The following is a 23755-nucleotide window of genomic DNA, read 5'->3' as shown; positions in this document are numbered from 1 at the left end:
TGGCCAACAGGTGGCTGTGCCCATCCTGGTGTTGCAAACCTTCACCGTTCAATGTGGTTCGCCCCGAGGTCGCACCGATCAGGAATCCCCGCGCCTGCATATCCCCCGCAGCCCAGGCAAAATCACCTATACGCTGAAAACCGAACATCGAGTAGAACACGTAGAACGGGATCATGGGGCAATCGTAATTGCTGTAGGCCGTTGCCAGCGCCATCCATGCGGAAACTGCACCGGCTTCGGTAATCCCTTCCTCAAGAATCTGGCCGCGCTTGTCTTCCTTGTAGTACATGATCTGGTCGCGATCCTGAGGCACATACTTCTGGCCAGCAGAGGAATAAATCCCCAACTGACGGAACATGCCTTCCATACCGAAGGTGCGCGCTTCATCGGGCACAATAGGCACAATCCGCTCACCGATTGTCTTGTCCTTGACCAACATCCCGAGCTGTCGAACAAAGGTCATGGTGGTGGATATCTTGCGATCACCGCTGCCCTCAAGCAACTTCTCAAAATTATCCAGCGCAGGCACGTCAAGTGACGAAAAATCAGCCCGCCGCGAGGGAACCGCCCCCCCCAGGGACTCGCGTCGCTTCTTCATATACATCATTTCAGGACTGTCTTCGGGTGGCCGGTAATAGGGCACCTTTTCCAGATCATCATCTGCCACTGGAATCCCGAAACGGTCACGGAAATACTTGAGTCCTTCCAGATCGAGCTTCTTGATAGAGTGGGTATCATTGGATGCTTCACCCACCCCCATACCGTAACCTTTTACCGTTTTTGCCAGAATGACAGTGGGCTGGCCCTTGTGGGCCATCGCCTCGGCATAGGCTGCGTAGACCTTGTACGGATCGTGTCCGCCTCGATTCAAATACATGATGTCCCGGTCGCTGAGGTCTTCAACCAGTGACTTCAGCTCCGGATAGGCGCCAAAAAAATGTTCCCGGGTATAGGCACCACCATTGTGTTTGTAGTTCTGGTAATCGCCATCACAGGTTTCATCCATGCGCTTCTGCAAGAGTCCTGTCAGGTCTTTCTCGAGCAGTGGATCCCAGAGCCGACCCCATACAACCTTGATGACGTTCCAGCCCGCGCCGCGGAATACCCCTTCGAGCTCCTGCATAATCTTGCCGTTGCCGCGCACAGGTCCATCCAGACGCTGCAAATTACAGTTCACCACAAAGATCAGGTTCTCCAGCTGCTCCCGCCCGGCAAGTGATATTGCTCCGAGCGTTTCCGGTTCATCGCATTCGCCATCACCGAGAAATGCCCATACCTTTCGATCACCGCGCGGAGACATCCCTCGAGCGGACATGTAGCGCATCACGTGCGCCTGATATATCGCCTGCAGGGGACCAAGCCCCATTGAAACCGTGGGAAATTGCCAATAATCGGGCATCAGCCAGGGATGCGGGTAAGAGGAGAGCCCCTTGCCATCCACCTCTCGCCGAAAATTATCCAGGGTATCTTCATCGAAACGCCCTTCGAGGTAGGAACGGGCATAAATTCCAGGCGCACTATGGCCCTGAAAGTAAATCAGGTCGCCCTGCTCCTCTCCCTGATTACCCCGAAAAAAATAATTAAAACCAATATCGTAAAGCGTAGCCGACGAAGCGAAGGAAGCAATATGCCCACCAATACCCTCATCGGGATCTTTGTTGGCCCTCATCACCATAGCCAGTGCATTCCAGCGGATGATCGAGCGAATCCGGCGCTCCATGAACAGGTCACCGGGCATGCGTTTTTCACGGACCACCGGGATCGTATTTCTGTAGGGTGTAACGATCGCCGGTGGCATGCCCACCCCAGTGGCAGTCGCTCGATCGAGCAGTTTTTGCAGTAGATATGCCGCTCGCTCCGGCCCCTGAAACTTCAATACGGAATCCAGCGATTCAAGCCACTCCCGCGTTTCAATGGGATCCATATCATCTTGCATGATCGCTACCTACCTTTCTTTTTCGACGATGGCTGGCAATTTGATGGTTAGGGCAACACAGTAACTGTTTACCGGACTATCAAGTTTATCTGTGTAGTTTATCTACCAAATAATACTTATTCAACAAAAAACTTGAACGGAAAAAAATCGAAACCCCTCTATAAAAAAATATAATTACTTGATATAAAACATATTATAAAAAATAATCGGAGAGTGAAAATAAATAGTTTTACTACATTTCATCCGGCAGTTGATAGGCATCTCGCTCTTCGGTCAAACCTGTTCCCGACATGAAGCTGGCTGCCGAAGTATCAACCTGCATTGAAAATCCGGCTGTAACAACAACCTCTCGGTAGACCTCCTGCATTTGTGCGTGCGTCAGATCCTTGACCTCGGCGATCAACTGTTGACGCAAATCAAACTGGTAATCCCTCAGATCAATGCTACCCCAGAAACGTCCACTCTGCTCAGCAAGGCTTTTTGGTCTCTCCGTCAAACTGGTGAGGATAGAGGCGCGGTGGCGCTCAAATTCATCGGCGGGCATTTTCGCCAGCTGATCGGCAAAGGTCTCAAGAAACTGGTCGATAGCCTGCTGCAGCCGGGCTATGGGCGCAGACGGGGACTGTACCAGCAACCCAAAACCCGGCACCCGATCCAGACTCTGATCCACCGCCGCAACCACATAACCCAACTGTTGCTCTGTGCGCAGTTCGTGAAAGAAGGGAGACTTGACCAGTTGTCGCAGAAACATGAACCGGGCCGTTTCTGCTACCGTATCATCACGACCCTGGTAATAACGGAGGATTCCTGCGTCCTTGTGCGGAATGGACATGGGCACTTTGATTTTTTCCCCCGGGGGCACCCGGGTAATCCCCCTGGGCAACCACCCTGCCGGATCCCCCGATGCCAACTGGCCAGCTAGAGATTGCGCCAGCGCTTTTACCTCTTCCGTTTGCAAATTACCGCTTGCCAGCAACTCCAGCGAAGCCCCATCAAAGATCGTCTTTGCATACTGCCGGAAAACGTTAAAATCAAGCTTTTCCAACTCATCTGCCAATCGCGTTGGCTGCCAGGCAGTGGTATTGAGCAACAGACCGGTTTCACGCATCAGCTGGATGTAGGGCGTATCCTGACTGCTATTGCGCCATTTTCGAATCAACTCCTGACGCAACAGCTCAAGCCGCTCATCAGTGAGGTCAGGGGATTGCAACGTATCCACCACGGCTGCAGATAACACTGCAAGCTTGTCATCAAATCCGCTGATCATAAAACCCAGCCCATCTGGGCGACGATTGATGCCATAGCGTAAGCCGGCCAAAGCAGCTTCATAGCTAACTTCATTGAGCGAACGCTCAACTGCGCGCAGGTACAAATCCATCATTGTCGCATTGCCCACCCCTTCCACTGCAGGGGTCTTAACCGCCACATAAAGCTGTGCCTTGGGCACCTGGTAAAAATGATCGGCATAGTACCAAAGCCGGTATCCGGGGTGTTTGACCAATAGCTTGGCCAGCCCTGGTTCAGCGACTTTTTCAGCGTGTTTCAGCGAAAAGCGCTCGGGGATAAAAGGATTTTTTCCAGGCAACTTCAAGTCGACAGCTGCGGAAATCACAGCTAGTTCCGGCAGCGGTTCAACTTTGTAAGGCACCTGGTAGAGAACCGTCATTTTATCCGTTTCGACTTCCGGGGCAGCCAGCAGAACCATGGCATTTTTCTCTGTCATGCGGGATGTCATGTCAGCGATCAGCCCGGCATCAAAGCGATCCATGCGATACGGCCCCCGGATTACCTCGGTATGGGGATATTGGTGGAGACGGTTGGCCAGACGGCTGACCCGGTGCACCGGATCGTCCTGTTCCATGTAGCGAAACTGCATGTCTGCCAGCGCGCCCTGCTCGTCAAAACGCCACTGGGCAATACCCTCATCCGCAACCAGCGCGATCTGACGGAATACCAGCGACAACACCTGTTGCCAGTTCGCATAACCATCTGCTGTCAGACCAACAGTGATACTGAAGCTACTGCCACTGGTATCGGAAATACCCTGTCCCGCCCGCAGGCTTTCGGCCCAACCCTTGTTTTTCAACAGCCACAACAGACTTCCCTTACCCTCATGACCGATCAGATTACCAAGGTAGGAGAGCGGCTGTTCCCGCTGGTATTGATCCACAGCCGGCAGGGGAAAGGTGAGGGACAGCTCCCGCATCTCGCGAACGGGCTGCACTGAGACCAGCTTAGGCGCTTCGCCCGGCTTCAATAGCGGTTTGCCATGCACCGGTTGCTGACTGGCGTGATTGGGCACTGCAGTGAAACGCTCTTTGACCATGGCTTCCAGCTGATCCAGTGGCTGCGGCGCCAAAACCACCAGGGCCATGCGGTTGGCGGAGTAGTGAGCCTTGTAAAAGGAGAGCAGGTCCTGTCGCAGCCGGCCTTTTTCATCGGCCAGGGTATCCAGATTACCCACACTGAACTTGGCTGCCGGATGCGCTGGATTGACGACCTGGCTGTAGACATCCATCTGGCCGCGATAATCATCCTTGATCCGCGCCTTGTACTCTGAATGTACTGCATTCTTTTCACGCTCTACGTAATCTGCATTGAATAGTGGCGCGACAAAAAAACGGGAAAAACGATCCAGGGCCGGCTCAAAATGCGCCGAATCAATATCAAAAAAATAGTTGGTGTGTTCGAAAGACGTGTAGGCATTGTGTTGCCCACCGTGTTGGCCGATAAACGCCTGATACTCATCGGGCTCAGGGTATTTGTCCGTGCCGAGAAAAAGCATGTGTTCCAGAAAATGTGCCAGACCCTGACGCTGTACAGGGTCATGCGAACTGCCCACAAAGACATCCAGCGCCGCCGCAGCCTTGTCAGCACCGGGATCGGAGACAAGCAAGACCTGAAGTTCATTGGCCAATCTCAGATAGCGATAGGCAGACTGATCATTTTCGCTGTGAACAACATCGTTGGCAGGCTGGCGGGAAGAAGCAGTCGCCTCACTGTAGGCTCCGGCGACAAAAAACAGACAGATAAATACAACAACAAGTCTTTTCATGAAATTCCATCTTATGGGTAAAGTTACTCCGACAACGTATTCGGCAGATCAGTTCGCGGCCAAGCGTTATAAAGCGCCTTGACCAGGGTTGCGAGAGGAATGGCAAAGAATACCCCCCAGAACCCCCACAGACCCCCAAACACCAGAACGGCGAGAATAATTGCAATGGGATGAAGGTTGACGGCTTCCGAAAACAATAGTGGCACCAGCACGTTACCATCCAGAGCCTGAATGATCCCGTAACCCACCATCAGCCAGAGGAGCTCCGGACCAATCCCCCATTGGAAATAACCCACTGCGGCAATCGGAAAGGTGACAATCGTCGCACCGATATAGGGTATTACTACGGACAACCCCACTAGGAGTCCAAGCAGCGCAGCATATTGCAACCCCATGAAAAGAAAGAAGACGTAGCCGACCAACCCAACCACCACTATTTCAATGGCCTTGCCACGTACATAATTGGCCATTTGCAGATTCATCTCATGCCAGATTTTCCACATGACAGGGCGTTCCTGGGGCAGCATCGATGAGAGCATATCCAACAATTCATCCTTGTCTTTCAGCATGAAGAAAATCAGCAGCGGAACCAGCACCAGATAGACCATCATGATCACCAGGCTGGGGAACGTGCTGAAGGAAAAACTCACCAGCCGTTCCGCCATACCTGCCACTTCTTTGGACGCCTGACTCAACAACTCTTTCAGCTGAGCCTCTGAAATCAGATGAGGATACTGTTCTGGAAGCAACAGCAGCACACTTTGCCAGTGCCGGATCATGTCCGGAATTTCACTGGCAAGGTTGGCGGCCTGGCGCCCGATCAACGGCAACACCACGATCAGGATCGTGAGGAAAACTCCGACGAACAGCAGGAACACCAATATCACGGCAACCAGGCGGGGCACCTTCCATTTAATCAGGCGATTGACGCTACCCTGAAGCAGGAATGCAAAAATGATCGCGGCCACAAAAGGACCCAGAATCTGACCAAAGGCGACCATAACGACCAGCGCGATGGCCAGCATCAGGGCCAGCAACACTGCCTCCTCTTCGCCAAAGTACCGGTCGACCCAGGTGCCAAGCACTTTCCACATAACATTTTCCCGTCAGGACAATTAATCAGGTTACGAAATCGCTGCCAATGCATCAAGGACTGTTGAAGTCCCTTCCGGAGTAACCGGATTTTCAGGCTAAAACGCACGAATCCGCATGAATTAGGTCATAGAGTTACGTTACTATCCAGAGAAATTGTTACCCCTTTCACCCATCAATGGATGTTCAAGCAGTGCACAAACGCTCCATCATGTTTTTTTTAAATCGGCTGGCCCTGACAGCACTACTCATAGCCCCTGTTCACAGTGCCAATATTGAGTTGCCGTCATTGGGCGACACCGCCTCGGCCATTATCTCACAGCAGCAGGAGTTTGAGCTCGGCCAGGCCTGGCTGCGGGCCTACCGCAGCAGGATCTCCGAATACAACGACCCTCAACTCTATGACTATCTGGAGGAGCTACTCTACAAACTCGCCTCCCACAGTGAATTAAAGGATCACCGCCTGTCGCTGGTGACGATCAACAATCCATCAATGAACGCCTTCGCCGTTCCCGGTGGGGTTATTGGCGTGCATACGGGATTATTCCGCTACGCCAAAACGGAACACCAAATCGCTTCCGTACTGGCCCACGAACTGGCCCACCTGAGCCAACGGCATTTTGCCCGGCGGGTCGAGCAACAACGCAAGAACGCTACCACCACAATGGCCGCCATGCTGGCCAGTCTTGTACTTGCTGCCACCGTAGGCGGCGATGCCGGGATGGCGGCGATGACTGCCAGCCAGGCGCACAGCATGGAAAACGCCATGCGATACAGCCGCCAGAATGAGCAGGAGGCCGACCGACTCGGTATCCAGACAATTTATGCAGCGGGAATGGACCCGAAAGGAGTGCCTGCCATGTTCGAACAAATGCTGCAGGCAACCCGCTACACCGGCAGCAAACCCCCGGAATTTCTACTGACTCACCCACTGACGGAGAACCGTGTCGCCGACGCCAAAAACCGCGCCAGTCAATTTCCACTGCAGCATTATTCCGATAATGTTGAATATCACCTGATGCGCGTCCGGGCATTGGTCGCTATCGAAAAAAATGCAGCGGCATCCCTCAACCGTTTCACCAGTGAGCTGGACGGGGACAGCCTCAGCAAGGACGCCTCCCGTTACGGTCTGGTGCTGGCCCACATGGGTCTCAGCAACTTCAATGACGCCAGGAAAAATCTCCACCAGTTAATCGGCACATCACCCGACAGGCTGACCTATTTACTGGCCGATATTGAAATTGAACGTCGGGAAGGAAAATATATTTCGGCCATTGAGAAGGCGCAGAATCTGTTACGCCACAACTCAAGAAGCTATGCGCTCAGAATGATGCTGGCCGAAGTTTACCTCAAGGCCAACCAGTTTACCGAGTCTGAAAAAGTGCTTGAAGAGCTGACTGAGCACTACCCCGACCGACCCTATGTCTGGTTTCAACTGGCGGAAGTCAGTGGTCTGGCCGGCGATATCGCCGGGGTACACAAAGCCCGGGCACAATACTTTATTCTCAATGGCGTATTTGATAAGGCCAAGGATCAACTGGGTTATGCCAGAAAGCTTCTGGTACACGATTATCAGGAAACCGCCATCATTGACCAGCAGTTGAGGGATCTGGCCGATTTGCAGGAGAAGATGAAAAACTTCTAGACCTCTCAGCTACGGCTCATATGGTCCGGCCCGCCCAAACCTGTGGACAGCTACGACGTAGCCAATTGCTGCTCACGAAAGGCCAGCATACGTTGCAGTGACACCATTGCGCGATGCCCAACCTCTGCATCCACCTTAATTTCGTTGGTGCCGCACTCAAGGGACTCCATCAGGTTCTGCAAATGATTCATTGCCATCCAGGGACAGTGGGCACAGCTCCGGCAAGTGGCCCCTTCACCGGCAGTGGGTGCAATAATCAGCTCTTTGTCCGGTGCCGCCTGCTGCATTTTGTAAAAGATACCGCTATCCGTAGCTACAATCATTTGCCTGTTGGGCAGAGTCTGGGCAGCCTTGATCAGCTGTGAGGTAGAACCCACCACATCGGCAATCGCCACCATGGACTCCGGGGACTCCGGGTGGACCAGAATGGCGGCATCGGGGTACAGCTGCTTGAGACTCAGCACCCCCAGGGCCTTGAATTCTTCATGCACAATACAGCTGCCATCCCACAACAGCATATCCGCGCCGGTTTTTTTCTGCACGTAGCTACCGAGATACTTATCAGGTGCCCAAAGAATCTTTTCACCACAGCTGTCCAGATAATCCACCACATCCAGCGCAATACTCGACGTCACTACCCAGTCGGCACGCGCCTTCACTGCCGCTGAAGTATTCGCATAGACCACCGCGGTACGATCTGGGTTTTCGTCACAGAAACGACTGAAATCATCAGCGGGGCAACCAATATCCAGAGAACAGGTGGCCTCCAGAGTGGGCATCAATACCGTTTTATCCGGGGTCAGAATTTTGGCAGTTTCACCCATAAACCTGACACCTGCCACAATCAGCGTGGAAGCCGCATGCGCATGACCAAAGCGGGCCATTTCCAGAGAATCCGACACCAGCCCACCCGTTTCTTCAGCCAAAGACTGAATGACCGGATCCGTGTAGTAATGGGCCACGATAACGGCATTTCGTTCCTTCAACAGGCGCTTGATCGAAGTCCGGTATACCGCCTCTTCCTCCGCTGTGTAGCGGGGTTCATCGTGCAATAGACTGAGATGCTGCTCCACAACATTTCGGTGATCAGAATCGCTGGCAATATGAAGTTTGGATGAATGTCTCATAATAAATCTGAATAAATGCCGGACACGAATTTTACCACAGATACCGAGACCCGCCGCCGCCAATTACCCCGACTTTCCTTATGATATATGGTTCCTGTGGGACAACAGCCATTTCTGTAGTGCCGCCCTAAGTTCAACTATCTGAATTGGCTTGGTGAGATAATCGTCCATACCAAACCGCAGAGCTTTTTCCTTTTCTCCCTTGAGGGCATTGGCTGTAAAAGCCAAAATAGGCAGGCGTCGACTTTCTGACTCCTCTTCCCTTATTGCCCTGACAAGACTGTAGCCATCCTTTACCGGCATGTGTAAATCAACCAAAAGTAGTTCATAATTGCCAGCCCGCCACTTCGCCAATGCATCCGCACCATCTACAGCGATTTCAGGCGAAAAACCAAGTAACTGTAGTTGACGAGTAATTACCTGCTGATTGACGAGATCATCCTCTGCAACCAGTACCGATCCGGCGCCTGCCTCAACAAGCGGAAGTATCTCACCCCTAATAGCGGTAAAATCATTACCCCAATGAAGATGGGGGGGAAGAACGATTTGCTACAACTGAAATAGCGTGCAATAACACTTGCCTCGAGAGAGTTTCTCCGCCCAGGACAACAACATTGACACCCACGATACGCGGATAGTGCGGCAGTCCTTTAGCAATAATGACTTGTCGCAGATTGGGCAAACCGGCGAAGTCACCTATGACAGTAGTCACATCCAACTCTGTCTCATCAACAACCCTCAGAATCACCCAGTCCAAATCAGTTACGGCCTGCTTTTTTGCCGCGACTAAGTCTGGCACGACCTCCAGGTTAATACCCGTCGACTCGAGTTGATCCAACAATTGTGGGAAGATCTGCAGATTCTCTTCAACAAAGAGACAAGTCAGCCCCTGAACATCTATTTCGTTGGCAAGGTCACTACCAGTGTCTTCCCCGATCGGAATACAGGCTGTAATCCGCGAGCCTTCACCCAGACAACTTTCAAAGGAAAGATGCCCCGCCATTAAAGTAAGCAAGCGGGTTGTAATCGACAAACCAAGCCCTGTGCCACCAAAACGGCGGGTTATGGTGGGATCCGCTTGAGAAAATGGCTTTGACAGGTTACGCATGGTATCCGGAGACATTCCAATACCACTGTCGATGACAAGAAACATCAATGCGGCCGTTGAATCAACACTGTCGCAAACAGAGACTTTTACAGTAACCTCCGCGACAATGCCAGGACGATCTATTGAGAATTTCACAGCATTACTGATCAAATTCAACAGAACCTGTTTTAACCGGACCGGATCAAGAAATACAATGTGTGGCACATCAGCAGCGATACGGATATTCAGTATCAGTCTTTTCTGATTGATCAGGGGCAAGAAATTACTACAGGCACCGTCAATCACCTCCCGCACAGAACAGGGAATGGACTCTAGGGTAATCTCACCGGACTCAATTTTTGAGAAATCAAGAATGCCATTAATAACTCGCAACAGCGATAAAGAAGAATCTCGAATGGTCTTGATATGATCCATATAACATTCAGGAAAATTCGGATCGCTCCACATTAGATCCACCATTCCCACGACACCATTCATCGGTGTGCGGATTTCGTGGCTCGTAGATGCCAGAAAAATATCCTTGGTACTATTAACTTGTTCAGCCAGCTTCCGTGCTTTCGCATTGGCGATATTAGCTCGTTCTTCTGCCAACTCCCGCCTAATCCGCTCACGCCGTGCGGATATAAGATTACCGTAAGTGGCGAGTATTGGCTCAATTTCACTAACTACTGACTCGTCGTAACCGCCAGATCGATTTGCCAGGCCCACCATGCCAATAAACTGGTCTCCCAGTTTAATCGGAACACCAAGAAACCTATTCAGAGGTGGATGCCCCGGTGGCAGGCCAACACGTCGTGGGTCAGTACTAGGGGAATTGGCAGTCACCAACTCTCCGCTAGTTATTACTGCCCCAAACAGAGTCTTGAGATTGGTAAATTCCAATCCATTCGGAGCATTCTCTTCGTAAAATTTCCGGGTTGCTTCATTCCAGCTTATGTTAGTTTGAGCGTGAGTCTTAAGATAAGGAAGCCCATTCTTTTTATACAACACCTCCCCGATAAAGCCGTATTCACTGCCTGTAAAATCCAACAGAACGTTCAGCAATTGGTCAAAAGCCTCTCGATTATCCGGATGACCAATAAAAATGTTCTGAACATCGCCCAATCTATTTAGCAAATTGCGATTGCGGGTTATGGCATCAAGCGATTTTGCCAATCTTGCTTGACTCCTGCACAGAGCAATTTCGGCTCTACGGCGATTATCAATGTCGGAGTAAGTACCTGAGGCAAGTAGCGGTTTACCGCCAGCATCACGGCTGACCACCTTGCCGCGGTCCAGTATCCAACGCCAACCGCCATCCTTCGCCCGCAATCGGTATTCGAAGACATGTTGATCCTGACCCCGATGCAGCGCCTTATAAAATGCACTCTCGACTCTTTTCTTGTCAACGGGATGAATCAACATATCTCAACCGGCCAGTGAGGCAGGAATTTCTTCGGGCATGTACCCCAACATAGTTGCAAAAGATTCACTGGTCAGGATATGTCCGTTCTCCATATCCCACTCCCAGAAGCCGTCCTGACTGCCATCTATGATCCTGCTCAACCGCTCAAATGAACACTATATTTCAAGTTGATCGAGCACACCTCGGGCCAGACCGTACATGGCAGTTACCTGGCCGTCCTCCAACTGACGGGGTATGTAATCGAGCACACACAAGGTACCTATATTGAATCCCTCCGGCGTTATCAGTGGCACACCGGCGTAATAACGAATAAAGGGTGCCTGCAGCACCATCGAGTGCTCATAAGTGCGGGGATCTTGCAACGTATCGGGAATCTCAAATAGCCCCTCACCATTGATGGCCATGGCACAGAATGAGGTTTCTCTCGGCACTTCCTTCGCATCAAACCCCACACTGCTTTTAATCCAGGTACGGACTTCGTCAACAAACGTAATCATGGCAATGGGACAGCCGGTCAGGTAGGAAGCAATCTCAGTAACGTCGTCAAACCGGATGTCTTTGTCGGTGTCGAGAATTTTGTAACTACGAAGTGCTGAGAGACGCAGACTCTCAGCACTGATTGACATTGGTGGTCTAGGGGGATTAAGAGGCATGATGGATAAAATTATGACAGCACTCGTCACTAAGAGGCGAAAAAACAGCATAGCCCCAAGAACTGATTTCAACAGGGCAAAGAGTTTTATTCAACTTGTTGGCACTTCGGAGGAAACAACTTAGTAGGGACCCCCACACAATGCCATTCAGCTATTTCACCTGTGCGGGCATAAATTGGCAAAAACTTCACAGACACTCGAGTATTGTTGACCATACCATTAAAGCGAATCATAGATTCTGAAGGAATCACATCCAGCTCATTAAATAGCCCGGGGCTTGCAACGAGATGATTACAGCCGTCCCCATCATAACCTGATCCAGCACTATAGGATAACCGCAAACATTCAGTTAACGGCTCTACGGACGCCAGCGTGGCGGAAATCCTTAGTTTAGTGACATAGTTTTCAAACAAAGGAACAGTCAAAGCTGTCAAGATTAGCCCTAAGGACATGACAATAAATATGTTTGAAAATGAAAGACTATGCTTTTTTTTCATTCCGGTGGAAGCAGACGCAAAAGTAACCATTGCCTTATCCAAACAGTCTCAATAAAAAACTTCTTTTTTTCACAACATTAAACAAAAAAGAATCCAAATTCGTAAAAATCATAATCGTTCGCTGATTCTTCTTTTGTAACACTTTGTAACATTCGCAATTGAACAGCATCCGTTTAAATAAGAATCGGCTGTAAAATGACTATCCTAGCTCGTTGCAGGTAACTTGATAAAAGACGGAGAAAGAGAGGCGGGGGCACTTATGTGCCAGCAAGATTATCATTGACTACCCGCGCACAACGCTTAGCGGGGGGCAATTCTCTAGATTCCTTTTTGTTTTTTTTATCGTGCTTCGCAGTATCTTTGTGCCTGCGAAAGAGTACACATTCGGTGTTGTGCCACAGTTTGAAACTCACCAGTTACACACAATATGGGAACCGATTCTTGAAGAGATCACATCATCGTCCGGCCATACTTTCAAGTTTTTGGGCAATCAGAACATTCCCGACTTCGAAAAGAGCATTGCCAATGGAGAGTACGATTTTATCTACAGCAACCCTTGGCACGCAGTGGTTGCCTGGGAGGAGCAGGGCTATATACCAATTATCCGAGACACTAGTGTTGGCAAAGTCGTTTCAAGCCAGCCGACTAGTTCCGAGTAGCGGACGGGTTTTGCCAGGTAATATCCTTGTGCCACATCACAATCATGTGCTTGCAACCATGTCAGAGTCGCCTCGTTTTCAATACCTTCGGCCACCACGAGCATCCCTAAATCGTGCCCAAGTTCGATAATATGTCGGACAATGGCTTGATTATCAGACGATTCCAGTAAATTCAAGACAAATGCCTTGTCAATTTTCAACTCATGAAAGTAATTACTGCTAAGCTGATCAAGACCAGCGTTGCCAGTGCCAAAATCATCAATAGATATTTTGATACCGCGCATCGCCAACCTGGCAAGAATGTCATTACTGACCGCTAAACTTGAGGACAATGACCGCTCCGTAATTTCCAACTGAATTTTTTCAAATGGGAGGCCCGCTGAAGATACCATGGAGATAATGGTGTTCGACAAAGTCGGATCTGTGAGCATAGAGGGGGGAATATTGATAGAGATACATCCAGAATAATTGATCTGACTGACCAGCTTCTGCAGAGCGTTCAACGCAAGGTCAATCACCTTAAGGGTAAATTCAGTTACAAGTTCAGAGCCTTCAACAAGTGTAATAAACGCATCAGGATAGATAATACCGTAGGAAGGATGACTCCAGCGAACCAGCACCTCTATACCACAGCAAGAAAAATCATGGAAAGATAGTTTCGGCTGATAGGTAAGGAAGAACTCCTCACTTCGCAATCCCCGCTTAATATCACACAAATCAATATTTAAGTTCGTAACCCTTTGAGATAATGTTGGAATTATATCATCCTGAAAATTACTAAGTGCAACTAGAAGCTTTTCTTGTGTAACAGGTTTTTTAATTATCTGAACATCATTAAATCCATAACCAATCGCTGTTTTTTTTGCCATTTCTAAGATTTTTAAATCTAGCCCACTCAATAGAATTATAGGTTTAGAAAAATTAATTTCTGAAAGTTTTCGGACTAATTCTATCCCATCCATATCAGGCATCATCAGGTCAAGTACCAGCGCATCAATGTCCTTCATGGATTTAAAATCGATCCCTATACTATGATTCGATGCTACAGCAAGCATTCCTTGACTCATTGCAATCCCAGATACGACCTTAGCTACGACGGGGTCATCATCAATCACTAGAAGTCGTAGCGGTTTTGTTACATCACTATTATCCATATCCTTGAGTTATCACCCTGTAAATAATTTCTTTATAATTACATGAAATCTTGAAATTTTTGATTTTAAAGTGGGTTTAATCTATTAGAATAACTTTCTAGAAAGACTTCAGTACATTTATATGTTGTTCGATTTTTTCGAAAGTATCTTCAGCTAATTGCTGTAGTTCCTTAAGGTAAGCTGGCAACTCGTCATGAGTTTGGTCCCGCGCTGCATGCTCAATCCCTTCTAGCAAATCGCCCAGTGCCTTCGCACCTACTGACCGAGAAGAGGACTTGATCTTGTGAGAGAGCTGGCGCAAATCTTCAAAATCGTGCTCAACGGCACATCCAATCATGCTTTCCACAACCGTCGAGGCCTGCTCCAGATAAAGAGCATAAAGTTCGACAAGAAATTCCTTATCCTCCACCCCAACACTTTCGGGGAGAAACTTTTCATCAAAGTGAAACGGCGTTGTCTTGATATCAGTCATGCGAATCGAGACTATTATTTTCTGTATTGGGCGGCCGACAGTACATTATGTAACCTTCACCACGAACCGATTTGATAGAGTAATGCTTTGTTATACTAGACAGTTTTTTTCGAAAACGCACAGCCAGCATATCAAGGTTCCGACTTAGGGAATCAAATTCCCGCTCATAGATAACACTGTACAAATATTCACGACTGAGTGGAGAACCCAGTGACTTCAACATCAGTTCGGCGAAGGCCATTTCCTTTTCTGTCAGACGTGCTGTCCCTTCTGGGGTTGTGAGGGTCTGCTCAAATATGTTCAACTTAAAACCCTCATAATCACCACCCCGCCCTATATCATCTTTTTTCTCATACACTCGTCCAACGGCCCGGATCCGGGCCAATAACTCTTCAAGCACATAGGGCTTCAGAACATACTGGTCGGCACCAGCATCTAGGCAAGAGACAATAGCCTGGGTTGTGTTATTCCCCGTCAGCATAACCAGCGGCACCCCTGGCATCATGTATTTTATCTGACGGCAAAGATCCACCCCGTTCTGCTCATTGGGACCCAATGAATAATCCAGCAGTACAATATCCGGCGGCGATTGATGTACCAGCTTGACCAAAGCATCGGTTGCCGTATGATAACTTTCACAGCAAAACTGATACTTTTCTAGTCGATATGAAAGGATTCGCGTAAATACAGGATCATCATCTACGATTACGATTGTCTTTGATCTCAAAAAATTACCTATGCTGACTAACGTAATTCATAAAACTTATCCTGTTATCTGACCGAGTGAAATACCTAAAGCTACCACACGCCATCGGAAAATAAAATTTCAGCGTATAGTATTCAACTGTGTGGCGACATAAATGCGTTCAAATGAACCATTACGAATAAATTCAGAACTCAGATCAAGTTGATTTTCACCGACCCCATCGCACACCAGGTTGCCAGTAAAGCGGTATATACCGGTTTTTTTAGGGAGCATACAGGGCCGGAACACCATCTTAGCATCAATGCTTTGAATGTCATCAACCAGTGTGTTTGGACCTTCCGCTACGGACAACACCACAGCATCACCATTCATACCAATCGCAACCAACAGTGAAACCGAACTGCATTTTTGCTTGTCATCAGATCGATCTACCACGTTTTGGTGCAGATAATTGGGGATGACCATGTATTCTCTCAGGCTATGTATTGACTTAAAAAAACACTGCTAAGGTAGTGTGTTCTGTTCAATTTTTGATGATATTTTAACGAAAATAAGAGCCAACTTTGTAACGATTTGTAACATTATATTTACGTGGCAAACAGCTTGCTATTACAGGGCAAGACTCACTTTGAACAGGACTTCTACAATATCCTTTTTGAGGTAGGGCTTCTGAACTACTATCCACTGGCTAGCATTGCGCTCAACTAATTCTTCTGAGTAACCCGTGGAAAGAATGACAGGGATCTGCGGATAGAGCTCTACGACCTGCTCCGCCAGCTCAATACCATTAATACCACCCGGCAAGGATATATCCGAAAAAATCAGGTCCACCGACTGTTTCTCCAATACACCCGTGGCCTCCACGGCGGATGCAGCCGGGATAGCCCGATAACCAAGGCTTTCGAACAGGCGGCATGCCAGCTTACACAAAAGCACCTCATCGTCAACAACCAGCACAACCCCCGCACCCAGCACAGGAGCGAACATACCCCTCTGTGCTGCCTTAATCGATTCAGCGGACTTTTCGGTATAGGGCAGGTAGATACTGACGAGGGTACCACTGTTCTCTGTCGTCTCCAGCTCCAGGCAGCCTTTTAACTGCCGTGCAAAACCATACACCATAGGCAAACCGAGGCCTGTGCCATGACCACGCTCTTTGGTGGTATAAAAGGGCTCAAGTGCGCGCCCCCTGGTAGCCGAGTTCATCCCTTTACCGGTATCCGCCACCTCCAACCTGGCATACCTGCCAGGCGGCAGATTGCCCCGTTGCTGCGTTTTTACTTCTAGTATGCCTGTACTTATAGTGATTATTTTTTTTGGGCAGTCCCGCATGGCATCCCTTGCATTCAAAACCAGATTCAATAGCGCACTACTGAAACTTCCCGAGTCAACCTCCACCATGATCGACTCAGGGGAAAGCTGCCACCGAATTTCTGCCAGACTGCCGATGGTGCTATGAACAAGGTGTTTTAGTCCAACCAGGAGCAGATTCATATCATAAACTGCCAAGTCCATGGGTTCGCGTCGTGCAATTGCCATGAGAGAAAGGGTTACCTGAGAGGCGCGAACCGCAGCATCCATCGCGCTCTGTACATTCTCCTTTGATTCGCCAACCAAGGGCTGTTGACCCAGCAACTCGAGATTGCCGATGATAACACAAAGCAAGTTGTTGAAATCGTGAGCCAGGCCACCAGTGAGCAGCCCGATGCTTTCGAGTTTTGCTATTTCGAGCAGCCGGGCTTCTATTTGCTTGCGTTCGGTAAGGTCGCGCACCAGCCCCACAAACCGGTTACCCTCCGGATGCTCGATATAGCGAACAGTCAACTCAACAGGAAAAAGGCTACCGTCCCCTCGAATCGCCTTAAGATCCGATATTTGGTTGACAATTTCTGAGCTATCGCTCTCTAGAAAGCGCTTCATACCCTCATGGTGCGCAGCACGATCACCTGAAGGAATAATCAAATCTGCAAGATTTTTACCAAGTGCGTATTCGGCATTGATCAAAAAAATGGTTTCTGCCGCCCGATTCCAACCTATAACACAACTACTGGTATCAATTTCAATCACGGCATCCCGGGATATATCCAACACCTCAGATATTTTATAATCGTGAGAGCTACGAGTGCCTATAATATCCTCTCTTTGACGTTGTATCAGTAATATTGGTGGGTCGTGCTGGATTCGAACCAGCGACCAATTGGTTAAAAGCCAACTGCTCTACCAACTGAGCTAACGACCCCTCGGAAGAGGCGCATATCTTACTTATGGGGCGTCAAAAATCAAGTATTTATTCTGTACCGATATAACGGGTGGGATCTGGTAACCCGGCTTCCTGAAATCCCGATTTTCTCAAACGGCAGCTATCACATCGGCCACAGGCAAAACCCCGCTCGTCCGCCTGATAGCAGGAGACAGTTTCCGCATAGTCGACCCCCGCCAGCGTCCCCTGAAGGATAATTTCTGCCTTGGTCAGATTGATCAGTGGTTTATTGATACGCAGGTAATGCCCCTCAATGCCTGACTTGGTCGCGAGATTGGCCATTTTTTCAAAGGCTTCGATGTAATCGGGACGGCAGTCAGGATAACCGGAGTAATCCACCGCATTCACACCAATAAAGATATCCTGAGCGCCCAGCACCTCTGCCCAGCCAAGCGCAATGGAGAGAAATACTGTATTGCGGGCCGGCACGTAAGTCACGGGGATACCGCTGGTCTGCTCCTCCGGCACATCGATACGGTCATCGGTCAGCGCAGAACCACCAATCGCCCTCAGATCCAGTTTGATGACCTTGTGCTCTTCGGCACCCAGCTGCCCAGAGCAACGCTGGGCGGCAACCAGTTCCGCCTGAGCACGCTGCCCGTAATCAAAGCTGAGGGTAAAGCATCGAAATCCCTGACTTTTTGCCAAAGCAAGCACTGTCGTTGAGTCCAGGCCACCGGATACCAGCACCACAGCCTTGTTATTTTCGTTAAAAGTCATTCAGTGTCCCGGGACGTCTTTCCACAACAGTTTGTGCAATTGCAGCTGGAACCTGACCGGCAATCTGTCCTTCAACACCCACTCAGCAAGCTCGGTGGCATCCTGCTGGCCGAAACTGGGGGAGAAAAGAATGTCGGTGACGCAACCCGGCAGATCGAACTCATCGAGCTTCATTCGGGCCCATTCATAGTCCTGCCTGTCACAAATCACAAACTTGATTTGATCAGAGGGTTTCAGGTAAGCAATATTTTCATACAGATTGCGATTCACCTCGCCAGAGGCGGGGGTTTTCAGATCCATCACGTTGGTCACTCGAGGATCCACCTCTGCGATGGATAAAGCGCCCGCTGTTTCCAGGCTCACTTGATACCCTTTATCACAAAGCGCTGTCAACAAAGGCAGGCAGGATTTCTGGGCCAGCGGTTCGCCACCGGTGACACACACTCGGGAAGCTTTAAATGTACTCACCTCCTCCAGGATTTGCTCGATTGGGCGGCGTTCACCGCCGTAGAAGGCATATTCTGTGTCGCAATACTGACAACGCAACGGACAGCCCGTCAGTCGAACAAAAACTGTCGGGAGGCCGACCGTGGATGACTCGCCCTGGAGAGAATAAAAAATTTCAGTAATACGAACCGACGTTTGATCCATTGGGGACACTGCATATCATAAATGCGGCAGTTTAACCGAAATCCATCAAATCAGGACGACGTCTGCTTAAAAGTGCTGGTCGAGATAACGTTTTGCCAGGGTCGCCGCGTTATCATCGCCTGCAGCAGAGGCCTCCAGCAGGGATTTGGCCTTCACTTTATCGCCCATCAGGAAATACACCTGACCGAGCTTAAAGGCGGCATCAGAGGCTTTACGGTTAGCGGGATACTCCTCGACCACCACAGTAAATGCCTGACGGGCAGCATCGAGATCATTTTGCAGCAAGTAAATTTCACCCAGCCAGTAATACGCGTTGGCCACCAGTTTGCCACCGGGATAATCGGTGATATGTGTTTTGAAAAGAGCAATCGCCGCTTCGGTCTTACCCGCTTTTAGCTGACTGTAGGCGTTGTCGTAGTGATTGGCTTCATCCGTACCGGAACTTGTGCTATCAACAGCAGGGCTGACAGTCTGATTTACTGGCGGGGCAACCGGCGAATCTCCGGTAGCAATGGCACTGAGCCGCCGATCAATATCCATATAGTCATCCAGCTGACGGGCCTTTAACTGGCGAATTTCGTGATTCAACTCCTCCACCATACCGCGCAGTGTACGAACTTCCTCCTGCAACATTTGCATCTGGTATTGAGCACCCCCATTAAAGCCGGGTGTCTGAGCAGGTTCGGCAGTTGGGACAGGAACCACACTGGGATATGCATCTTGCGATTGCCGACCCAGTTCAGAGACCGGAGCAGCAGCAAAAATTGCACCAGGCAACACGGAGAAAAGAAGAATACCAACTGCAGTCACACGCATGGATATATCCTCTACCGATGACAAGAGACGTATAGACGAGATAACACTAAAAAAAACAATAGGTCCGGTGCGTCAACACCGGACGTATGCTAAAAACAGCAAAGGCGTCTAGGACGCGATCACTTCATTTCCACACGACGGTTCAGCGCCCAGGAAGTTTCATTGCTGTCCAGGGAAGCGGGGCTTTCCTCACCATAGCTGATCACTTCCAGCAGACTGCCATTCACACCCTCGGAAACCAGGAAATCGCGAACGGCATTGGCGCGACGTTCACCCAGCGCCATGTTGTATTCACGGGTTCCACGCTCATCAGCATGACCTTCCAGACGAACATTGACTGGATTGGCACGCAGCCATTCTGCATGGAGGCGCAACGCAGCGGTAGATTCGGCATTGAGAACAGCGCGATCAAACTCAAAGTAGAATACCCGCGGTACAGCAGCGTCAGTACCCAGTGTCGTGGCAGTAACACCGCCAGTCGATACTGAACCTGTAGACACTTGGCTGCTTGGCACTGATGTACCTGCAGTGTCCGTATCACTACCGGTCGAGGAACAGCCCGACAATAGCGCCATCACGACGGTAACTAAAGCGCCATACCTGAGCAGCTGATTTTTCATTTCTTTCTCCTGTAACTAAATGTAGCTTGTTTATTTTGGTGACCAGGCAGGCTCTCGGACATCGCCGACAGTTGCTGGCAGTAAAAATTTCACACCCTGATCCAGCGAAACAGCTGCCAGTACTCCCTTGCTGCCTTGCTTGGTGGCATAAATCAACATAGCACCATTTGGGGCAACTGTCGGGGATTCATCCAGATACGTTTGTGTTAAAACTCTCAGATCACCCGTAACCAGGTCCTGTGATGCAATATGGAAGTCACCGTTATTGCGGTGCACCATCACTAAAGTGCGACCATCAGGAGCAAGTCTTGGTCTGGCATTGTATGACCCTGCGAAGGTTAAGCGTTCTACCTGCCCGCTGGCAATGATTAACTTGTAAATTTGTGGCGCTCCGCCCCTATCTGAGGTAAAAACCAGCGATTTTCCGTCCGGCATCCAGTTTGGTTCAGTATCAATCGCAAAATGCGTGGTCACCCGGGTAAATTGTCGCGTGGTCAGATCAAGTGTATAAATTTCCGGATTGCCGTCTTTTGACAACACCAGAGCCAGCTTTCGACCATCGGGTGACCAGGCAGGTGCGCCGTTGAGACCTCGAAAATTGGTCAACTGTTCGCGGGCTGCCGTGGCCAGATTTTGACGAAAAATAGCCGGTCTGCCGGTTTCAAAAGACACATACACCAACTCCCTGGCATCGGGAGACCAGGCCGGCGACATGATCGGCTGCTTCGACTCCAGCAACAAACGCTCTCTTGCCCCATCCGCATCTGACACCATCAGGCGGAATGACATCTTCCCGTTCTGGGGAACAGCACTCACGTAAGCAATGCGGGTGGAGAATGCGCCGGGAATGCCAGTGATGGTCTCGTATATCTGGTCGCTGATATAGTGTGCCATATCGCGCAATTGTGCAGCCTGACCATCCACCGCTTTGGTAAACAGCTTCCGTCCCCCGGCCACCTCCATAAGACTGAACGTCACCTTATAGCTCCCGGCTTGCTGAGCCACGTCTCCTACAACCAGATATTCCGTACCGAGAATACGCCAGTCACGGAAGTAGACATCACTCTCACGGGCGGGAAATGACAACATGTTTTGCCGGGGGATCGAGCTGAACAAACCGCTGCGATCCAGATCCGCCGAAACAATTTTACTGATGTCTTCGGGCAGTGCCTTCCCACCAAGCGTTATTGGCGAAATGGCGATACGGGTCGGATTGTCGACACCCTGAGTAATTTCGATCGTGAACTCAGCCAGGGCGGATGACATCCAGCACGTCAGCAATACATATATACTCAATAAAAACCCGGTTTTCCTCACTGTCATAACCTCAAATCATCTGGCCTGAAAACTAATGGCAATTTACGAAAATACGCCTCGAATACCTTCGGTGGCAATTCCTGCAATTTTTCAAATCTGCCCACTTTAAGCACTGCCTGCTCAGCAGAGCGATCAAATGCCGCATTGCCGCTGGAGTTGGTAACGACAACACTAATCACCTGGCCCGTTGGCACCAGTTGCACCAGCAACTCAACCTCCATATCCCGACGGGCACTGGGAGGCCGACTCCAGTTGGCGGCCACGCGCTCAAAAATATAATCCGCATAACTGCTCGCCAGTTCCTCATCGTTCGCGGCCGCCAAAAATGCCTCCTCCTCGGCCAGGGCGCTGGCCAGTGCCTGTTCAAGCTGCTGCTTGTCTACTGTCGGCTTGGGTTCCGGTTTAGGCTCCGGTTTGGGCTCCGGTTTGGGCTCGGGTTTCGGCGCAGGCTTGGGGGTTGGCTTGGGCACCGGTTTCGGCGCCGGCTTTGGGGCGGGTTTTGAAACCGGCTTCGGAGCTGGCTTGGGTGCCGCCTTGGGCACTGGAGGCTTGGGCTTTGGTTTGGCTTTTTCTTCCAGCTTGAGCAATGTTGCCTGAACATATTTTGGCTGGGTAATTTTTCGTTGTTTCTTTTCCGGTTCCCAATGCACCACCAATAACGCCACCATGAAAGCATGCAATAGCAGACTCACCACAACGGCAACGGTAAACGAAGAGGCTTTGCCGGAAAACACGGTAGTTAGTTTTTCCCCGGCGGCGGCTCAGTGACCAACCCGACAGACGGCGCACCGGCATTCTGCAATTCGCTCATCAGCCTGACCACGGTGCCATAATCCACTTTTGCATCACCCCAGACCAGCACGGGGGTCTTGGGCTGTACGCCCATCACTTTCTGCACTTTTTCTATAATCGAAGTAAGCGGTTCTTCAACATTCTTGCCGTTGCCGATATCCAGATAGTAGGTCCCGTCGGCCTTTACAGAAACAATAAGCGGCTCCAGGTCCTTGTCATCAAGCGGTGCCGACGGTGCCTGCGGCAGCTCCACCTTGACCCCCTGCATCAACATGGGAGCCGTCACCATAAAGACAATCAGCAATACCAGCATCACATCAATGTATGGCACCACATTGATTTCAGCCACCAGACGCCGTTTTTGCTTGGGAGTCCTGATAGCCATTAACCGTGTACCCGACGATGCAGAATGCTGGAAAACTCCTCGGCAAAGGTTTGGTAACCGCTGTAGATACTATCCGCCGAAGCTGAATAGCGGTTGTAGGCCAGCACCGCCGGAATCGCGGCAAACAAGCCCATGGCCGTGGCGATCAATGCTTCCGAAATGCCCGGCGCAACCGTAGCCAGAGTGGCCTGCTGCACCGTTGCCAAACCGCGAAAGGAATTCATGATTCCCCAGACGGTACCAAACAAACCGATATAGGGACTGACCGATGCAACACTGGCCAGAAAGGGCAGATTGCGATTGAGCCGTTCCTCCTCTCGGGACAGGGCGATTCGCATGGACCGTTCGGTGCCTTCGATCACCGTATCGGCATCAACGTTGGTCTGTTGGGCCAGACGGTTGAACTCGCGGAAACCGGCGCGAAATACACTTGCCAGACCTTCGGCAGCACCCTTGGCACCAATCTCAGAATAGAGCTGGTTCAGGTCGACCCCGGACCAGAAATTGTCCTCAAATTTACGCAGATTAATTCCTGCATTTCTCAGGTAAAGCCCGCGCTGGACTATCATCACCCAGGAAATGATCGAAGCAAAAAACAACAGCGCCATGACAAATTGCACCAGCAGGGATGCATCGGCAATCAGACTCCAGAGTGATAATTGTTCGGTCACCAGGTAACTCCTGT

Annotated in this window: 23 protein-coding genes and 1 tRNA gene; 2 read left to right on the top strand and 22 right to left on the bottom strand. The window is 50.2% G+C overall.

Features of this window, described 5'->3' with window-relative positions:
* The 3 genes from aceE to ACTF5G_RS05185 all read right to left on the bottom strand — a co-directional run.
* The coding region (aceE, locus tag ACTF5G_RS05195; RefSeq protein WP_438951752.1) for a pyruvate dehydrogenase (acetyl-transferring), homodimeric type at nucleotides 1–1936 on the bottom strand (1936 nt) is incomplete at its 3' end.
* 232 nt (nucleotides 1937–2168) lie between these two features.
* Nucleotides 2169–4991, bottom strand: a complete 2823-nt coding sequence (locus tag ACTF5G_RS05190; protein WP_438951751.1) for an insulinase family protein — start codon at nucleotides 4989–4991, stop codon at nucleotides 2169–2171.
* 23 nt (nucleotides 4992–5014) lie between these two features.
* Nucleotides 5015–6085, bottom strand: coding sequence for an AI-2E family transporter (locus ACTF5G_RS05185; protein ID WP_438951750.1), 1071 nt, complete (start codon nucleotides 6083–6085; stop codon nucleotides 5015–5017).
* Nucleotides 6086–6276: 191 nt separating this feature from the next.
* On the opposite strand from ACTF5G_RS05185, the gene ACTF5G_RS05180 reads away from it, so the two are divergent.
* On the top strand, nucleotides 6277–7728 hold the full coding sequence (locus ACTF5G_RS05180; RefSeq protein ID WP_438951749.1) for a M48 family metalloprotease: 1452 nt from the start codon (nucleotides 6277–6279) through the stop codon (nucleotides 7726–7728).
* 50 nt (nucleotides 7729–7778) lie between these two features.
* Here the strand turns inward: ACTF5G_RS05180 and nadA are convergent, their stop codons facing one another.
* The 5 genes from nadA to ACTF5G_RS05155 all read right to left on the bottom strand — a co-directional run bounded on the left by nadA (nucleotide 7779) and on the right by ACTF5G_RS05155 (nucleotide 12560).
* Nucleotides 7779–8855, bottom strand: coding sequence for a quinolinate synthase NadA (gene nadA, locus ACTF5G_RS05175; protein WP_438951748.1), 1077 nt, complete (start codon nucleotides 8853–8855; stop codon nucleotides 7779–7781).
* A gap of 78 nt (nucleotides 8856–8933) precedes the next feature.
* The gene (locus tag ACTF5G_RS05170; RefSeq protein WP_438951757.1) at nucleotides 8934–9308 is read right to left on the bottom strand and encodes a response regulator; all 375 of its coding nucleotides are present in this window, start codon (nucleotides 9306–9308) and stop codon (nucleotides 8934–8936) included.
* A 61-nt stretch (nucleotides 9309–9369) separates the two neighbouring features.
* Nucleotides 9370–11367 (bottom strand): ATP-binding protein, encoded by a 1998-nt coding sequence (locus ACTF5G_RS05165; protein WP_438951747.1) that lies wholly within the window; start codon nucleotides 11365–11367, stop codon nucleotides 9370–9372.
* A 156-nt stretch (nucleotides 11368–11523) separates the two neighbouring features.
* Nucleotides 11524–11994, bottom strand: coding sequence for a GAF domain-containing protein (locus tag ACTF5G_RS05160; RefSeq protein WP_438951746.1), 471 nt, complete (start codon nucleotides 11992–11994; stop codon nucleotides 11524–11526).
* 113 nt (nucleotides 11995–12107) lie between these two features.
* Nucleotides 12108–12560 (bottom strand): hypothetical protein, encoded by a 453-nt coding sequence (locus ACTF5G_RS05155; protein WP_438951745.1) that lies wholly within the window; start codon nucleotides 12558–12560, stop codon nucleotides 12108–12110.
* Between the two features lie 302 nt (nucleotides 12561–12862).
* On the opposite strand from ACTF5G_RS05155, the gene ACTF5G_RS05150 reads away from it, so the two are divergent.
* Nucleotides 12863–13177, top strand: a complete 315-nt coding sequence (locus ACTF5G_RS05150; RefSeq protein WP_438951744.1) for a PhnD/SsuA/transferrin family substrate-binding protein — start codon at nucleotides 12863–12865, stop codon at nucleotides 13175–13177.
* Here ACTF5G_RS05150 and ACTF5G_RS05145 read toward each other — a convergent pair.
* The 14 genes from ACTF5G_RS05145 to tolQ form a co-directional block, all read right to left on the bottom strand.
* Nucleotides 13108–14331: an EAL domain-containing response regulator gene (locus ACTF5G_RS05145; RefSeq protein ID WP_438951743.1), complete on the bottom strand. Its 1224-nt coding sequence runs from the start codon at nucleotides 14329–14331 to the stop codon at nucleotides 13108–13110. The genes ACTF5G_RS05150 and ACTF5G_RS05145 overlap by 70 nt on opposite strands.
* Nucleotides 14332–14428: 97 nt before the next feature.
* On the bottom strand, nucleotides 14429–14803 hold the full coding sequence (locus tag ACTF5G_RS05140; RefSeq protein ID WP_438951742.1) for an Hpt domain-containing protein: 375 nt from the start codon (nucleotides 14801–14803) through the stop codon (nucleotides 14429–14431).
* Nucleotides 14796–15530, bottom strand: coding sequence for a response regulator transcription factor (locus ACTF5G_RS05135; RefSeq protein ID WP_438951741.1), 735 nt, complete (start codon nucleotides 15528–15530; stop codon nucleotides 14796–14798). Before ACTF5G_RS05135 ends, ACTF5G_RS05140 begins: the two co-directional genes overlap by 8 nt.
* Nucleotides 15531–15629: 99 nt before the next feature.
* Entirely contained in the window at nucleotides 15630–15974 is a 345-nt protein-coding gene (locus ACTF5G_RS05130) for a hypothetical protein (RefSeq protein WP_438951740.1), read from the bottom strand.
* A gap of 144 nt (nucleotides 15975–16118) precedes the next feature.
* Complete coding sequence (locus ACTF5G_RS05125) at nucleotides 16119–17600, bottom strand: PAS domain S-box protein (protein WP_438951739.1); 1482 nt, start codon at nucleotides 17598–17600, stop codon at nucleotides 16119–16121.
* Between the two features lie 72 nt (nucleotides 17601–17672).
* A tRNA-Lys gene (locus tag ACTF5G_RS05120) sits at nucleotides 17673–17748 on the bottom strand.
* A 48-nt stretch (nucleotides 17749–17796) separates the two neighbouring features.
* Nucleotides 17797–18489: a 7-cyano-7-deazaguanine synthase QueC gene (queC, locus tag ACTF5G_RS05115; RefSeq protein WP_438951738.1), complete on the bottom strand. Its 693-nt coding sequence runs from the start codon at nucleotides 18487–18489 to the stop codon at nucleotides 17797–17799.
* The gene (queE, locus tag ACTF5G_RS05110) at nucleotides 18490–19140 is read right to left on the bottom strand and encodes a 7-carboxy-7-deazaguanine synthase QueE (RefSeq protein WP_438951737.1); all 651 of its coding nucleotides are present in this window, start codon (nucleotides 19138–19140) and stop codon (nucleotides 18490–18492) included.
* Nucleotides 19141–19206: 66 nt separating this feature from the next.
* Nucleotides 19207–19956, bottom strand: a complete 750-nt coding sequence (locus tag ACTF5G_RS05105) for a YbgF trimerization domain-containing protein (RefSeq protein ID WP_438951736.1) — start codon at nucleotides 19954–19956, stop codon at nucleotides 19207–19209.
* Between the two features lie 119 nt (nucleotides 19957–20075).
* Entirely contained in the window at nucleotides 20076–20576 is a 501-nt protein-coding gene (gene pal / locus ACTF5G_RS05100; protein ID WP_438951735.1) for a peptidoglycan-associated lipoprotein Pal, read from the bottom strand.
* Between the two features lie 30 nt (nucleotides 20577–20606).
* The gene (gene tolB, locus ACTF5G_RS05095) at nucleotides 20607–21842 is read right to left on the bottom strand and encodes a Tol-Pal system beta propeller repeat protein TolB (protein WP_438951756.1); all 1236 of its coding nucleotides are present in this window, start codon (nucleotides 21840–21842) and stop codon (nucleotides 20607–20609) included.
* Between the two features lie 53 nt (nucleotides 21843–21895).
* Nucleotides 21896–22627: an energy transducer TonB gene (locus ACTF5G_RS05090; protein ID WP_438951734.1), complete on the bottom strand. Its 732-nt coding sequence runs from the start codon at nucleotides 22625–22627 to the stop codon at nucleotides 21896–21898.
* A gap of 5 nt (nucleotides 22628–22632) precedes the next feature.
* Nucleotides 22633–23070: a protein TolR gene (gene tolR, locus ACTF5G_RS05085; protein ID WP_438951733.1), complete on the bottom strand. Its 438-nt coding sequence runs from the start codon at nucleotides 23068–23070 to the stop codon at nucleotides 22633–22635.
* Nucleotides 23070–23744 carry a protein TolQ gene (gene tolQ, locus ACTF5G_RS05080; RefSeq protein WP_438951755.1) on the bottom strand — a complete coding sequence of 225 codons (675 nt, stop codon included), beginning with the start codon at nucleotides 23742–23744 and terminating at the stop codon, nucleotides 23070–23072. The genes tolR and tolQ overlap by 1 nt, the downstream gene beginning before the upstream one ends.
* Between the last annotated feature and the right edge of the window lie 11 nt (nucleotides 23745–23755).

Origin of the sequence: Porticoccus sp., from assembly GCF_965660005.1 — a bacterium.
Lineage (GTDB): Bacteria > Pseudomonadota > Gammaproteobacteria > Pseudomonadales > Porticoccaceae > Porticoccus.
The sequence above is the reverse complement of the archived record's forward strand: the minus strand, read 5'-3'. Positions and strand labels throughout refer to the sequence as shown.